17 protein-coding genes are annotated in these 14,611 nt (G+C 62.7%); 1 reads left to right on the forward strand and 16 read right to left on the reverse strand.

All coding sequences use genetic code 11. The annotated features are described in order from the left end of the window. Window positions 1–4: 4 nt before the first annotated feature. The 12 genes from ASF98_RS00900 to ASF98_RS00950 form a co-directional block, all read right to left on the reverse strand. The gene (locus ASF98_RS00900; protein WP_028270090.1) at window positions 5–436 is read right to left on the reverse strand and encodes a DUF2550 domain-containing protein; all 432 of its coding nucleotides are present in this window, start codon (window positions 434–436) and stop codon (window positions 5–7) included. Window positions 437–446: 10 nt separating this feature from the next. Continuing rightward, entirely contained in the window at window positions 447–731 is a 285-nt protein-coding gene (locus tag ASF98_RS00905; RefSeq protein ID WP_011692445.1) for a F0F1 ATP synthase subunit epsilon, read from the reverse strand. Between the two features lies 1 nt (window position 732). Next, window positions 733–2,187 (reverse strand): F0F1 ATP synthase subunit beta, encoded by a 1,455-nt coding sequence (atpD, locus tag ASF98_RS00910; protein ID WP_011692446.1) that lies wholly within the window; start codon window positions 2,185–2,187, stop codon window positions 733–735. 82 nt (window positions 2,188–2,269) lie between these two features. After that, window positions 2,270–3,163: a F0F1 ATP synthase subunit gamma gene (locus ASF98_RS00915; protein WP_028270091.1), complete on the reverse strand. Its 894-nt coding sequence runs from the start codon at window positions 3,161–3,163 to the stop codon at window positions 2,270–2,272. Window positions 3,164–3,239: 76 nt separating this feature from the next. Then, a complete protein-coding gene (gene atpA, locus ASF98_RS00920; RefSeq protein WP_055797222.1) occupies window positions 3,240–4,877 on the reverse strand; it encodes a F0F1 ATP synthase subunit alpha in 1,638 nt (545 codons plus the stop codon). An 82-nt stretch (window positions 4,878–4,959) separates the two neighbouring features. Next, the gene (locus ASF98_RS00925; protein ID WP_055796227.1) at window positions 4,960–5,787 is read right to left on the reverse strand and encodes a F0F1 ATP synthase subunit delta; all 828 of its coding nucleotides are present in this window, start codon (window positions 5,785–5,787) and stop codon (window positions 4,960–4,962) included. Then, window positions 5,787–6,335 carry a F0F1 ATP synthase subunit B gene (locus ASF98_RS00930; RefSeq protein WP_011692450.1) on the reverse strand — a complete coding sequence of 183 codons (549 nt, stop codon included), beginning with the start codon at window positions 6,333–6,335 and terminating at the stop codon, window positions 5,787–5,789. Before ASF98_RS00930 ends, ASF98_RS00925 begins: the two co-directional genes overlap by 1 nt. A gap of 53 nt (window positions 6,336–6,388) precedes the next feature. Further along, window positions 6,389–6,607: an ATP synthase F0 subunit C gene (gene atpE / locus ASF98_RS00935; RefSeq protein WP_011692451.1), complete on the reverse strand. Its 219-nt coding sequence runs from the start codon at window positions 6,605–6,607 to the stop codon at window positions 6,389–6,391. 80 nt (window positions 6,608–6,687) lie between these two features. Beyond that, window positions 6,688–7,488 (reverse strand): F0F1 ATP synthase subunit A, encoded by an 801-nt coding sequence (gene atpB / locus ASF98_RS00940; RefSeq protein WP_028270094.1) that lies wholly within the window; start codon window positions 7,486–7,488, stop codon window positions 6,688–6,690. 91 nt (window positions 7,489–7,579) lie between these two features. Next, window positions 7,580–7,879 (reverse strand): hypothetical protein, encoded by a 300-nt coding sequence (locus tag ASF98_RS23545; RefSeq protein WP_082506659.1) that lies wholly within the window; start codon window positions 7,877–7,879, stop codon window positions 7,580–7,582. A gap of 16 nt (window positions 7,880–7,895) precedes the next feature. After that, the gene (locus ASF98_RS00945) at window positions 7,896–8,387 is read right to left on the reverse strand and encodes a hypothetical protein (protein WP_055796230.1); all 492 of its coding nucleotides are present in this window, start codon (window positions 8,385–8,387) and stop codon (window positions 7,896–7,898) included. 107 nt (window positions 8,388–8,494) lie between these two features. Then, window positions 8,495–9,655: an MraY family glycosyltransferase gene (locus ASF98_RS00950; protein WP_055796233.1), complete on the reverse strand. Its 1,161-nt coding sequence runs from the start codon at window positions 9,653–9,655 to the stop codon at window positions 8,495–8,497. Window positions 9,656–9,951: 296 nt separating this feature from the next. Between ASF98_RS00950 and ASF98_RS00955 the strand changes: the two genes are divergently transcribed. Continuing rightward, a complete protein-coding gene (locus ASF98_RS00955; protein WP_055796235.1) occupies window positions 9,952–10,848 on the forward strand; it encodes a glycosyltransferase in 897 nt (298 codons plus the stop codon). A gap of 18 nt (window positions 10,849–10,866) precedes the next feature. Here ASF98_RS00955 and ASF98_RS00960 read toward each other — a convergent pair whose 3' ends face one another. Genes ASF98_RS00960 through prfA form a run of 4 tightly spaced genes read right to left on the reverse strand, consistent with a single transcriptional unit; the run spans window position 10,867 to window position 14,417 of the window. Beyond that, window positions 10,867–11,625 carry a WecB/TagA/CpsF family glycosyltransferase gene (locus ASF98_RS00960; RefSeq protein WP_055796238.1) on the reverse strand — a complete coding sequence of 253 codons (759 nt, stop codon included), beginning with the start codon at window positions 11,623–11,625 and terminating at the stop codon, window positions 10,867–10,869. Continuing rightward, a complete protein-coding gene (locus ASF98_RS00965; RefSeq protein ID WP_055796241.1) occupies window positions 11,622–12,404 on the reverse strand; it encodes an L-threonylcarbamoyladenylate synthase in 783 nt (260 codons plus the stop codon). The genes ASF98_RS00960 and ASF98_RS00965 overlap by 4 nt, the downstream gene beginning before the upstream one ends. A 36-nt stretch (window positions 12,405–12,440) precedes the next feature. Continuing rightward, a complete protein-coding gene (prmC, locus tag ASF98_RS00970) occupies window positions 12,441–13,325 on the reverse strand; it encodes a peptide chain release factor N(5)-glutamine methyltransferase (protein ID WP_055796244.1) in 885 nt (294 codons plus the stop codon). Window positions 13,326–13,343: 18 nt separating this feature from the next. Beyond that, on the reverse strand, window positions 13,344–14,417 hold the full coding sequence (gene prfA, locus ASF98_RS00975; RefSeq protein WP_055796247.1) for a peptide chain release factor 1: 1,074 nt from the start codon (window positions 14,415–14,417) through the stop codon (window positions 13,344–13,346). Between the last annotated feature and the right edge of the window lie 194 nt (window positions 14,418–14,611).

Here is a 14,611-nt window from a genome sequence, read left to right on the forward strand (position 1 = left end):
GGCGTTAACGCCAGGTGCCCACACCGATGACCGGCCCGGCTTCAAGCCACGAGGACAGTCCTGTGTAGGCATCGAACTTCATGGCGAGCAGGACTTCCTGGCCTTCGTAGTGGAGTTCCACGATGACGGAGTCGGGCTGGACCTTCACGAGTTCCGCCTCGGTGGGCTGGCGGCGGCCCACCAGTTCCAGCGAGCTGCGCCGGAAAGTGTATTTGGGTCGGACACTGAGCGAGAGCAGCTTGAACCACTCAAGGTCGTTGTCCTGATAACGACAAACCCCCATCTGCCAGCTTTTTCCAGCCGTGCAAATGGAGGCGTCCACTGTGCCCAGGGCACGCCGCAGGTTAAAGCGGCGCACCCCGGACAGGCACAGTGCAAAAATCAGCAACGCAAAGACTGTTGCCAACGCGATGAACGGAAAACCAGGATCGTTCATCAAGGTAGTGCTAGCGGATCCCCGCGGTAGCCGCTTCACCCATTTGGGCGTTGTCAGCAACTATGACCACCCTGTTGTTGTCGACGGAGAAGAATCCGCCGTCGACAACCACAGCAATGCGCTCACCGGAAACAGGCTCAATGGCCAGTTCACCTTCGGCCAGAATCGCCAGCAGGGGCGAGTGGCCGGGCAGGATTCCGATTTCACCATCGCTGGTGCGGGCCTTGACCATCTTGGCCGCTCCGGACCACACGAAGTGATCCGCTGCGACAATCTCAACCTCAAGCTCAGCCATATTACTTGGTCTGTTCCTGGATCTTGGCCCACTGGCGCTCAACGTCGTCCAGGCCACCGACGTTGAAGAACGCCTGCTCTGCAACGTGGTCAAGCTCGCCGTCGCAGATGGCGGTGAAGCCTTCAACCGTGTCCTTGATGGAAACGGTGGAGCCTTCGACGCCGGTGAACTGCTTGGCGGTGTAGGTGTTCTGGGAGAGGAACTGCTGGATGCGGCGTGCACGCGACACGACGATCTTGTCCTCTTCAGACAGTTCGTCAACACCGAGGATGGCGATGATGTCTTGGAGTTCCTTGTTCTTCTGCAGGATCTGCTTCACACGGACAGCCGTGTTGTAGTGGTCCTTGCCGATGTACTGGGGGTCCAGGATACGGGAAGTCGACGTCAGCGGATCCACGGCCGGGTACAGACCACGCGAAGCGATTTCACGGGAAAGTTCCGTGGTCGCGTCGAGGTGTGCGAACGTGGTGGCCGGTGCCGGGTCGGTGTAGTCATCCGCGGGAACGTAGATGGCCTGCATCGAGGTGATGGAGTGGCCCTTGGTGGACGTGATGCGCTCCTGGAGGAGACCCATCTCGTCAGCAAGGTTCGGCTGGTAACCCACGGCGGACGGCATGCGGCCGAGAAGGGTGGAAACCTCGGAACCTGCCTGCGTGAAGCGGAAGATGTTGTCGATGAAGAGCAGCACGTCCTGGTTCTGCACATCGCGGAAGTACTCCGCCATGGTCAGTGCGGACAGCGCAACGCGCAGACGCGTTCCCGGCGGCTCATCCATCTGGCCGAATACAAGGGCGGTGTCCTTGAGGACGCCTGCCTCTTCCATTTCAACCCAGAGGTCGTTGCCTTCACGGGTACGCTCGCCGACGCCGGCGAACACCGAGGTGCCACCAAAGTTGCGGGCAACACGGGTGATCATTTCCTGGATCAGCACGGTCTTGCCGACACCGGCACCACCGAAGAGGCCGATCTTTCCACCCTTGATGTACGGGGTGAGGAGGTCGATGACCTTGATGCCGGTTTCCAGCATCTCGGTGGAGCCCTCGAGGGTCGCGAAGGCGGGAGCCTTGCGGTGGATGGCCCAGTGGTCCGAAGCCTGGATCTCGGACTCGTCAACGTCAAGCGGCTTGCCGAGGACGTTGAAGATGTGACCCTTGACGCCGTCGCCGACAGGCACGGTGATGGGCGAGCCGGTGTCCACAACGTTGGTACCGCGGACGAGTCCGTCAGTAGCCTGCAGGGAGATGGCGCGAATGAGGTTGTCACCCAGGTGGAGGGCAACCTCGAACGTGATGGTCTTGGTCTCACCGTTGAGAGTAATCTCCGTGGTGAGTGCGTTGTAAATCGAGGGGATTGCGTCAGCCGGGAATTCGACGTCGACAACCGGGCCAATAACACGTGCAATACGGCCGGTAGCACCGGACGTTGCGGCTACGTGTTCGGTAGCGGTGGCAGTCATCTCTCTCACTTCACTCAGTAGATGGCGTGGGGGTTAAGTTTATCTTTTGGTGCAGGTACAGCTGGATCCGGAACCGTGCTGGCTAGGACGCACTCAAGGCGTCGGCACCGGCCACGATTTCGGAAAGCTCCTGCGTAATTTCAGCCTGGCGGGCAGTGTTGCGCAGACGCGTGTACTTCTTGATGAGGTCCGTGGCGTTGTCACCGGCAGACTTCATCGCCCGCTGACGGGCTGCAAGCTCGGAAGCTGCTGCCTGCAACATGGCGGCGAAGATACGTGATTCGATGTAGCGCGGCAGCAGTGCATCAAGCACCTGCTCCGTTTCCGGCTCGAACTCATAGAGCGGCAGGAGGTCCGATTCGGACTGTGCCTGCTCTTCGACGACCTCGAGGGGAAGCAGTCGGATGACCGTAGGTTCCTGCGTCACCATGGACTTGAAGCGTGTGTAGACGACGTGGATCTCGTCCACGCCATCCTCTTCGTACGCGGTGGCAAAATCCTCCAGCAGCGCTGCGCCGATTTCCTGCGCGGTCGCAAACTCCGGTGAATCCGTGTTGCCGGTCCATACCCGTGCGTAAGGACGGTTGCGGAAGTCGAAGTACGCCTGGGCCTTGCGGCCGACAACGTACGTCTTGACTTCCTTACCTTCCTCATGAAGCAGCTCCGTGAGGCCTTCCGCCTGCTTGAGCACACTTGCCGAGTAGGAACCTGCAAGGCCACGGTCCGAGGTGATGACCAGGACGGCGGCACGGCGGATCTGCTCGGGCTCGGTGACCAGCGGGTGGTCGATTTCACTCTGGCTAGCGACAGCAGAAACGGCACGCGTAATCGCGTTTGCGTAAGGCAGTGAAGCCGCTACGCGTGCGCGGGCCTTGCCGATGCGCGAGGTAGCGATCAGTTCCATCGCCTTGAAGATCTTGCGCATCGACGTCGTCGAGCTGATCTTCTGGCGGTAGACCCGAATCTGGGCTCCCATACTTATCCTTTCCTAAGATCCCGGTGGCCGGGACTGCCGGAACCCGTCGGGGTCCCGGCAGTCCCTGCCAGCGAAACTAGCGCTTCTGCTTGACGATTTTTTCCTGGTCGACCTGCGCCTCGTCGATGGGGGCGTGCTCCTCGTGCCCTGCACCAACCAGGAGGCTGTCGCCCTCGCCGAAGAAGCCCTTCTTGAAGGCCACGATCGAGGTCTTCAGTGCTTCTGCGGTGTCATCGTCCATGACGTTGGTCTGTGCCAGCGTCGTCAGGATGGAGGACTTGTGCTTCAGGTGCTCCAGGAACTCAGTCTCGAAGCGGTTGATGTCCTCAACCGGAACGTCGTCCAGGTAGCCGTTGGTACCGGCCCAGATGGACACAACCTGGTTCTCGACCGGGAACGGCGAGTACTGGCCCTGCTTGAGCAGTTCCATCAGGCGTGCGCCACGGGTCAGCTGCTGGCGCGATGCGGCGTCGAGGTCCGACGCGAACATTGCGAATGCCTGCATGTCGCGGTACTGGGCCAATTCCAGCTTCAAGGTACCGGAGACCTTCTTCATGGACTTGACCTGCGCTGCGCCACCCACGCGGGAAACGGAGACACCCACGTCGACGGCGGGACGCTGGTTGGCGTTGAAGAGGTCCGACTGCAGGAAGATCTGGCCATCGGTAATGGAGATCACGTTGGTCGGGATGTAGGCGGAGACGTCGTTTGCCTTGGTCTCGATGAGCGGCAGGCCGGTCATCGAGCCGGCGCCCAGCTCGTCGGAGAGCTTGGCACAACGCTCCAGGAGGCGGGAGTGCAAGTAGAAGACGTCGCCCGGGTAGGCTTCGCGTCCCGGCGGGCGGCGGAGCAGCAGCGACACTGCACGGTAGGCCTCGGCCTGCTTGGAAAGGTCATCGAACACGATGAGGACGTGCTTGCCGCCGTACATCCAGTGCTGGCCGATGGCCGAACCGGCGTAAGGAGCAAGGTACTTGAAGCCTGCGGGGTCGGACGCGGGGGAAGCCACAATGGTGGTGTATTCCAGTGCGCCGTTGTCCTCGAGCGTCTGGCGAACAGCCGCGATGGTGGACGCCTTCTGGCCGATGGCCACGTAGATGCAGCGCACCTGCTTGGTGACATCTCCGGAAGCCCAGTTGGCCTTCTGGTTGATGATCGTGTCGATGGCGATTGCCGACTTGCCGGTCTGGCGGTCACCAATGATCAGCTGACGCTGGCCGCGGCCGATCGGGATCATGGCGTCGATAGCCTTCAGACCGGTCTGCATCGGCTCGTGCACCGACTTGCGCTGGGTCACGCCGGGCGCCTGGAGTTCCAGTGCACGGGTGGTTTCAGCCTTGATTTCGCCGAGGTCGTCGATCGGCTGGCCCAGCGGGTCAACCACGCGGCCGAGGAAGGCATCGCCAACCGGCACGGACAGAACCTGTCCCGTGCGGTGGACTTCCTGGCCTTCTTCGATTCCGGTGAAGTCACCGAGGATAATGACACCGATTTCGCGGACGTCGAGGTTCTGGGCCAGGCCCAGCGTGCCGTCTTCGAAACGAAGCAACTCGTTCGCCATGACCGAGGGAAGGCCCTCAACACGGGCGATGCCGTCACCTGCGGTGGTCACACGGCCGACCTCTACGCGCTCTGCGTTTCCGGGTTCGTAGGACGCCGCGAACTCGTTCAACGCAATACGGACGTCGTCGGCGTTGATGGTCAATTCGGCCATCTGCAGTCCCTGCTCTCCTGTTTTCGTGATCATCGTTGTCACGATGACCGGGGTTTCTATCAGTTAAGTTGTGCTTGTCCGGTTAGCCGGCAAGCTGACGCTGGAGCTGGCCCAGGCGGTTCAGTACAGAAGCGTCTACCACTTCATCACCGACCTGGATCCGGATACCACCAATCAGTGCCGGGTCAACGTTCATGTTGATCTTGAGCTCGCGCCCGTACAGCGCGTTCAGCGCTGCCTGAAGCCGGCTGGTCTGCGTCTCCGTCAGCGGACGGGTGACGCTGACCGTTGCGATCCAGCGCTGCTGGCGCTTGGCTGCAAGCTCTGCGAAACGGCGCACAAGGTTGGTCACCTTGAGACCGCGCGGCTGCGAAACTGCCTGTCCGATAAGGACTTTCGCTTCCTCGCTTGCGTGGGGAACGAGCTTCTCGGCGAGGGCAATCTTGGCAGCCGGGCTCGCCTGCGGCTCGGACAGAGCACGCTGTACCTCGTGGCTGGAACCGACGGCCTGGTTGAAGGAGAACAGATCGTTCTCCAGCGTTTCCAGTCCGTTGATCCCTGAGGCAGAGACGGCCGACTTGTTCTCAGCAACGGCAATTACCACCGAAGCGGCAAGAGTCTCGAGTGCATCGCCGATATCCCGAGCCGACGCCCAGCGTGAACTGGCCAGTCCGCTCGCGATTTCCGCAGCATCAGTGGAGACTTTTCCACCGAAGAGCTGCTTGACCAGTGCCGACTTTTCGTCACCGCTGCGGGACGGGTCAGTCAGGGCACGGCGCAAGCCAGCCGAGCTGTCCACCGTTCCCAGGATTCCGAAGAGTTCCTTTGCCAACTGCAGCGAAGCGAAGGGAAGCTTGGCTTCCAATGCCACCAGCGCCGCGGTCAGCGATTCGCTCGATACACCTGCCATTACTTAGCTGCACCTGCGTTCTGGTTCTCCAGATCTGCCAGGAAACGGTCAACCACGCGGGCTGCACGTGCATCATCGCTCAGTGACTCGCCGACGATGCGGCTTGCCAGCGTGGTGGCCAGCGTGCCGACTTCGGCGCGCAGCGACACAACGGCCGCCTGACGCTCGGATTCGATCTGAGCGTGGGCGTGCGCGGTGATGCGGGCAGACTCTGCAGCTGCCTTTTCCTTCAGGTCCGCGAGGATCTGGGCGCCTTCGGCACGGGCTTCCTCGCGGATGCGGTTGGCTTCTGCACGGGCGTCGGTGAGCTGCTGCTTGTACTCTTCGAGTGCAGCAGAAGCCTCTGCCTGGGCCTTTTCAGCCTTGGCGATGCCACCTTCAATAGCCTCGGCACGCTCCGCGAACGTCTTCTCGAACATCGGGACAACGAACTTGACCACGATGTAAAAGAGGACAGCAAAGCCGGCCAGGACTACGCCCATTTCCCAAGGGTTGGGAACGAGCGGATTAGTGCCTTCGGTGGCGGCTGAGATGATCGTCTGATTCATATTTCACCCGTCCTTATCTACTCGGTTTCTGGATGTTCGCTAAGTTCTAACGCTTAGGAGAGAACGAAAGCGAAGACCAGGCCGAGGATGGCGAGTGCTTCAGTCAGCGCAAGGCCGAGGAATGCGATCGGCTGCAGGACGCGCTGGGCTTCCGGCTGACGTGCCACACCATTGATGTAAGCCGCGAACACGAGACCCACACCGATACCACCGCCGATAGCGGAGAGGCCGTAGCCGATGAGGTTGAGGGAGCCGTTGATGGAGCCTTCCATTTTTCTTCCTTTCAAGATGCCACCCGTGTGGCAGGTTGTTTGGGTTGCTTCATCCCCGCGAAGGGGAAGTATGTGGGTGCCTAGTGGCTGTCCGCGTGCAGAGCGCCTTCAATGTAGATGGCAGTCAGCAGCGTGAAAACGTAAGCCTGCAGCGCCATGATCAGCGCTTCCAGCATGTACATGGCGATGGCGCCGACGAGAACCAGTACCGAGGTGCCCTTCAGGAGGATGTTCTCCTGCATGACCAGGTACTCGATGCCGGATCCGGCAATCATCACAATCAAGTGTCCGGCCAGCATGGTGGCAAACAGACGGAGGCTGTGGGTGACAGGGCGGACCAGGAAGTTGGAAATGATCTCGATCGGAATAACGATCGGGAGGATGTACACCGGCACGCCCGAGGGAACGGTGGCCAGCTTGAAGTACTTGAGACCGTTCTTCTTGACGCCGATGCCGATCCAGGTCAGGTAGACGATGGCTGCCAGCACATAGGCGCCGCCGACGTGCGAGAAGCTCGGAAGCTGGATCAGCGGGATGGCGCCGTAGATGTTGTTCACCAGGATGAAGAAGAAGAGGCTGAACAACAGCGGGACGTACTTAATAAAGTCCTTGCCGCCAATGATGTCCTTGGCGATGCTGTTGCGGACGAAGCCGTAGGCAGCTTCACCTGCAAACTGCAGTTTGCCGGGAACAAGCTGCTGCTTCCGCGCAGCTAGCAGAAAGAATGTAGCGATAATGACGACCGACAGGATAACCAGCAGCATCTGCTTGGAGAATCCGTCTGCCGCACCCCACGGCAGGATTGCCGGCAGGTGCATTTCTTCAATTCCAGGAGGGTTGAACTCTCCTGAATCTTGGGCCGGGAGCGCAAGCGCGATCAACGCGTTTCCTCTCTGCAGTGTCCATCATTGGGCGTTGGTGAGGGTCCGGCGATCTTCATGTCCGCCCTTCCCCTTGTGAAATTGTTAGGCATTACTGTTCCTCGTCCTTGGACGGGCCGCTGGCTGCACTGTCTTCACCAGGTGACGTTCTGTTACTGGTGAGTCCGTGCATATGAGAAAGATAGAACCCTCCCGCAGCTCCAAGCAGAGCGCCTAGGAGCACAATCCAGCGGGTTCCCCACAGATAATCCAGACCCCACCCTATCAAACTCCAGACGATGATTCCGCCAATTATGTAGCTAAAGACGGCGATGCCGGCGTTGTATCCGCCGTCCCCGCCGTCGGAAGATACGCCTACGGAACCGTGGGTGGATTTGGGGATTTCCCGCATGTTTTTTCGCTTCGAATTACGGCTGTTCATGGTTGCCGTCCTTCACGGGTTCGGGGTCGTTATAGATACGGAGGCGGGCCTTGCTGAATCCGTAGATCTCGGCCGCCTGCCAGAACACGACGGCGGTGACGGCGCCGATCAGGAACCAGCGGGCGTGGAGCCATTCGGGTGCTCCGATAACGAAAAGCACCACGGCGAATCCCACAACTTTGACGAAGTAGGTGACAACAAAGACCCCGATGGCGCCGGAGGGATTGTTCCGTCCGACAAAATGGCCCACAAGGAGGCTAATTCCGAAGAACGCCATAACAAGGAGGCCGCCGAAAGTGCTAGAGAGCGCTCCCCCGCCGCCGTTGAGGATCGCGGCCGGTATTCCGGCGAGCACGAGGCCGGCCAGGGCCGCACCTGCGCTCAACTTCAGGAGCCCCAGCCACAGTGACTTTGTGGGGCCGGAGACACCAACGGGTCCGTTACCGGATCTGTGTCCGGGTTCGGCGTTGGAGGTCATCAGATCCCAATCGTCGTGTACTGCGGGCTGGCAAAGGAGGGTGCGGCGAAGAGCTGCACTGAAATTCTACATGAGATAGAAATTATTCGGAAAAGGGTGTCCAAGGCTCACTCCTGCCCCGCCGCTTCCGCCTCGGCCTCGTACTCCGCTTCCGACCGTGGCCCCGGTCCGGGTGCCTTGTCGCGAAGGTACGGCCATGCCGTGACCACGGCCATAACGGCGGCCGCTGCGACGTCCGCAGCCAGCACAAGCTGCCACGGGAAGATGGCGAAGGCCAGGCCCCCGAAGGCCAGCACACAGGTCCAGGCGTACATCAGGATGACGGAGGCGCGGTGGGAGTAGCCAATGTCCATCAGCTTGTGGTGCAGGTGTCCGCGGTCCGCGGACCAGGGCGAACGCCCCAGCGCCGTCCGCCGCACGACCGCCAGGCAGAGGTCCAGCAACGGCAGGAACAGCACCGCGAACGGCAGGAGGATGGGGATGATCGTCGGTATACCGTTGGCCCGGTCGTAGAGCCCGGAGGTGATCTGGCCCGTTGAGACAATGCCGGCGGAGGCCAGGAGGAGTCCGATCAGCATGGCGCCGGAGTCCCCCATGAAGATCTTCGAAGGAAACCAGTTGTGCGGCAGGAAGCCGGCGCAGCTTCCAACCACTACTGCGGTGAGCAGCGTGGCGAGATCCGAATAGTCGAGCAGGACTGCCGACCGGTGCACCCAGTAGGCAGTCAGGAAGAACGCCGCGCCGCCGATGATGGCCACGCCGGCGGCGAGCCCGTCCAGCCCGTCGATGAAGTTGAAGGCGTTCATGGTGGTGACGATCAGCCCGGCGGTGAGGACGATGCGGACGACCTCATTCTCAAGCAGGATCGGCTCGGGTATCAACGGCAGGATGCTCATCCTCACGCCCCAGATGGCCACCACCATGGCCGCAGCGCTCTGGCCGATCAGTTTCACCCACCACCGCAGGTCCAGGAGGTCATCGGCGAGACCCACGATGACGATCAGCGTGGCGCCGGCGAGGACCCCCCAGGGCGAGGCGTTGCCGCGGAAGATGTCCTTGACGAAGAAAGACTGGCTCGCAACGATCAGGGCCACCAGGAATCCCGCGTAAATGCCCAGGCCTCCCAGCCTGGAGACTTTGTGGGAGTGGGTGTCGCGGCTGCGGATCGGCGAGAAAAGCTCAAGCCTGTTGCCGATCAGCCGTGCACCCCAGGTGGCGGCGAAGGATACGCCTGCGGCCGTCAGCATCATCAGCAGGTACATGATCATGGGGAAGCCACCTTCCCCGCGCTGTTGACGGAACCAACCCTCGACAGTGTGTATCCCTGCTGCCCGGTCAGTGCCCGGCGGCAGGGATAGCTAGGGTTCGATTGCTGTGGAACTGACTTTCGATAAATGAAACTTCTCCGTCGCCGTGCGCGCGGCAGGCAGTGCTTGGTGCCTGACAGGGCTGTATTACAGTGGACTCTAGTCAAGATACTAATGCCAACGGCTGGCTGGCTTCGCGTCACACGGCCCATTGCCGGCGGGAAATCCACCGGCGGCCGTGTTGAAAGGAACCAGCGATGTCCCCCTCGGTTGCAGTTGCCGCCGTGACGTTTGACCGTCCCCGCGAGCTCGCCGTCCTGCTGAATGCCATCAACCGGCAGAGCTCTCCGGTCCATTCCATTTGCCTCGTGGACAGCGGCACCGTGCCCGCCAAAGAGGTGGCGGACCAGCACGCCAACGTGGACTACGTCCGGTCGGAAGCGAACCTTGGCGGCGCCGGCGGATTCTCCCTGGCCATCCTGAAGGCGGTTGCCAGCGGCGCTGACTGGATCTGGATGATGGACGACGACGCCGAGCCCGGGGACCCGGAGTGCCTCGCCACGCTGCTCCGGGAAGCCGAAGCGCGCGGCCTGGATGCCGTGGTCCCGCTGGTTGCCGCGCCGGGCCACCCGGACCGGCTGTCCTTTTTCTTCCGCCTCGACGGCAAAGTAACGCACGACCGTGCGGAAGTGGAGAAGCTCGGTTTCCTGCCCGACGACGGCCACTTCTTCAACGGAGCGCTGATCCGTTCGGACGTCTTCTTCAAAGTGGGCCTGCCCGACATGCGGCTTTTCATCCGCGGCGACGAGGTGGACTTCACCATCAGGCTCCGGAAGGCGGGCATCCGCTTTGGCACGGTGACCACCACCGCCATCACGCATCCGCACGCTTTTGCCGAGACACAGCACGTTTTCGGCGCCAGATGGCACGTGATTGTTCCCGAGACGGCGTTCAAGCGCTACTACTACTACCGGAACCGCGGCTACCTGATCCGCCGCCACTTCCGGGCGAAGTCGCTGGTGGCGGACGTTGGCGGCTATCTCGGCTACTTCCTGCGACGCGGCGACTTCCGCGGCCTGGCGGATTGGTTCCGGGCGTTTTCCACCGGTCTCCGCGGCAAGGGCTTCGGTCCCCTGAAGGACCAGAAGTTCTAGCCTGGAGGACGGCGGGTCCTAGCCGTCCTGCCTGAGTCGTCTCCGGACCAGGAGGGCCAGCAGCACCCACGGCTCACCGAAGACGCGATAGGCCACCCTGCGGGGATGCAGCATGAGCCGCCAGGCCCATTCCAGGCCCAGCCGTCCCAGCCAGCGCGGAGCAAGCTTCTGGATTCCGGCGATCTGTTCGATGGCACCGCCCACCGCGCAATACACGGCAGGGGGAAGGGAGTCCAGCCTCCGGCGGAGGACCATTTCCTGCAATGGCATGCCGAGTCCCAGCAGCACCAGCTGCGGACGCAGCTCCTGCAGCCAGGCGACAGCTTCATTTTCAAGGGCGCCGTTCCAGCCTTCGCCCGGCATGCCGGCCACTTTCGCACCCGGCACGATCCCGGCCAGCCGCGTCACAGCCTTGGCGTTGGCTTCCGCTCCGGCGCCGAGCACGGCAATTCGCTCAAGGCCTTCCACATTGCCGAGGGCAGGGATCCAGTCGGTGGAACCCAGACGGTAGTCCATGACGGGCCCGTCCGCATCCCCCGATCGTCCCCACAGCCACAGCACCGGGGCGCCGTCGAGCAGCACAACATCGCTGTTTTCGTAGAGGGCCCGGAATTCCGGATCGGAGTGGAAGAGCGTCACACTGTGCAGGTTGTGGCCTACCACCGTGCGGGTGCTGCCTTCGGCGACAAAGCGGTTGAGGGTGGCTGTCATCCCCTGAACTGTCAGTGGCGTCGCGTCGACACCGAGGACAGGGATGTGCTGCCGGGTGAGAATCATTCGACGCCGGGTCCCGTCACGGATCCGTCCCCGGCTGCCGGTCCGGCTGGCCGGGCGTCAGCGGCCGGGACATCGGCAGTCCGGGCGTCAGCAGCCGGCACGTCGGCGGCATTGCCGTCAATGTCCAGAAGTCCGGGAACAACCTCGCGCAGTTTTTCGAGGGCGAGGGCACCCTGGCGCACCACCCTGAGGGGCAGTGCAGTGGCGTCGATAATGGTTGAGGGCAGGGCATCCATGTCCGTGCCGCCCTCCGGACGCAGTCCCCCCTCGAGGTAGACCTCAACGGATTCGGCGAGCTGGGTCAAGGCCTCGGCGGCCGTCCTGGCTGCCGGCTGGCCGGTGCGGTTTGCTGACGACACCGCGAGGGGCCCGGTCAGTGTCAACAGGTCCTGGGCGACGTCGTCGGCCGGCATCCGCAACGCCACGGTGCCCTTGGTCTCGCCCAGGTCCCAGTCGAGCGACGGCTGCGCATGGAAGATCATGGTGAGGCCGCCCGGCCAGAAGGCCTCGGCAAGCTTGCGTGCCTCTGCCGGGACGTCGGTTGCCAGCCCGTCCAGGGCGTTGAGCCGCGGAATGAGGACCGGCGGCGGCATCTTCCGGCTGCGGCCCTTGGACGCCAGCAGCATATTGACAGCCTGGGGTGAGAACGCGTCAGCACCGATCCCGTACACCGTGTCGGTCGGGAATACCACGCATTTGTGTTGGCGGATGGCCCGCTGGGCATTCTCCAGCCCTTCAGCCCGCTGGTCAGCTGCCGTGCAGTCGTAGGTTGTGGTCACTGGCCTATTCTTTCATCACTTCAGGGGCTGATCGGTTTAACGGTCCGACGGTGCGGCAAGGACTGCACTCGTGGCGCGCTCCTTGCCGTTGAGGTCCAGGTGCGTCATCACGTCGGACCAGAGGCCCGAGGTCTTCAGCATGGCTGCGATCCATGTTGCCTGGACTTCGGCGTGTTCCATAACGAAGTAGCCGCCGGAAACCAGCAGCCGGGCGGCGGACGCCGCTGCCGCCGTCGGAAGTTCCATGCCGTCCGCTCCCCCGCCGTACAGCGCTTCAGGCGGATCGTGCAAGGCCACTTCAGGTTCGTTGGGAATCGCCTCAGCGGGAATGTACGGCGGATTTGAAACAACGACGTCGAACGTGCCGTTGAGTTCCGGCAGTGCGTCGCGGAGGTCTCCGCGGAGCAGCGTGACGCCGAGCGGCCGAAGGTTGCGTTCGGCCCAGGCATGGGCAAATTCGCTGAACTCCACGGCGTAGACGTCCGCGCCGGGGACTTCGAGGGCGATGGAGCCGGCGATGGCTCCCGAGCCCGTGCCCAGGTCCACCACCTTGGCACGGCGCGTGCCTTGGGCCGGATCCTTGAGCCGGTCGATGACCAGCTGGACCACGGACTCGGTCTCCGGCCGGGGAATGAAGACTCCGGGCCCCACGGCCAGCTGCAGGTAGCGGAAGTGGGCCACACCGGTAATGTGCTGCAGCGGCACCCGCTGTGCGCGTTCGGCCACCAGTTCGGCATAGCCGTCCGGCTCCGGAGACGAATCCGCCAGGAGCATGGCCCGCAGCCTACCCAGGCCGACGCCCAGGAGGTGGTCCGCCAGCAGCTCCGCATCCACGCGAGGGCTGGGAACCCCGGCGTCGCGAAGGATGGCGGTCGCCTCGCGGACGGCTTCCGCCAGGCTCAGCCCTGTTCCGAGTGTCATCGTGCGTGCCGCCGAAGCCTATTCGCCGATGGCGTCCAGGCGGGCCTGTTCGTCCATCTCGATGGCCGACTGGATCACGGGCTCCAGGTCGCCGTTCATGACCTGGTCCAGGTTGTAGGCCTTGTAACCGGTCCGGTGGTCCGCGATGCGGTTTTCCGGGTAGTTGTAGGTGCGGATGCGCTCGGAACGGTCCATGGTGCGGATCTGGGACTTGCGCTGGGCCGAGTTCTCGGCGTCGATCTGTTCCTGCTGGTGCGCCAGGATGCGGGCCCGAAGCACGCGCATGCCGGCTTCACGGTTTTGCAGCTGGGACTTCTCGTTCTGCATGGCCACCACGATCCCGGTGGGAAGGTGGGTGATGCGGACCGCGGAGTCGGTGGTGTTGACCGACTGGCCGCCCGGCCCTGAGGACCGGTAGACGTCGATCTTGAGGTCATTCTGGTTGATCTCGAGCTCTTCGGGCTCGTCAACTTCGGGAAGCACCAGCACGCCGGCGGCCGAGGTGTGGATCCGGCCCTGGGATTCCGTCACGGGGACACGCTGCACACGGTGCACGCCGCCTTCGAACTTAAGCCGCGCGTAAACGCCCTCGGCGGGATCGTTCGAGCTGCCCTTGACGGCCATCTGGACGTCCTTGTAGCCGCCCAGGTCCGATTCTGTGGCCGAAATGAGTTCGGTCTTCCAGCCTCGTGATTCCGCGTAGCGGGTGTACATGCGCAGCAGGTCCGCAGCGAACAGCGCGGCCTCGTCGCCGCCTTCGCCGCCCTTGACCTCGAGAATCACGTTGCGTGCATCGTCCGGGTCCCGCGGGATCAGGAGCCGGCGCAATTTGGCGGCCGCGGTCTCCAGCGAAGCCTCCAGCTCGGGCACCTCCGCGGCAAACTCGGGGTCCTCGTCCGCCATTTCCTTGGCAGCCGCGAGGTCATCACGGATGGCCTCCCAGCGGTGGTAGGCCTCAACAATGCCATTCAACTGAGCAGACCGCCGCCCCAGCTTCCGGGCAAGCCGCTGGTCAGCATAAACAGCGGGATCCCCCAGCTGTGCCTGGATGGCATCATGCTCATCAAGCAGGCCCTGTACGGACTCAAACATTTTCAAAACCTCTTTCGACTTGTACAAGTCTAATGACTGCCATGCGGAGACTGACCGCACGTCCGGGCGCTAGCCCGCATTTGGTGAGATAACTGCATGGCGTTCGGATTTTGCCGCCCCGGGAGTGGCATCGGGCCTGCCGGAGCCGGGCGGCGAACGATCGAAGATCGAAGCCGCCCAGCGTAGGGGCGGGG

This window comes from Arthrobacter sp. Leaf337 (assembly GCF_001423745.1).
GTDB lineage: Bacteria > Actinomycetota > Actinomycetes > Actinomycetales > Micrococcaceae > Arthrobacter.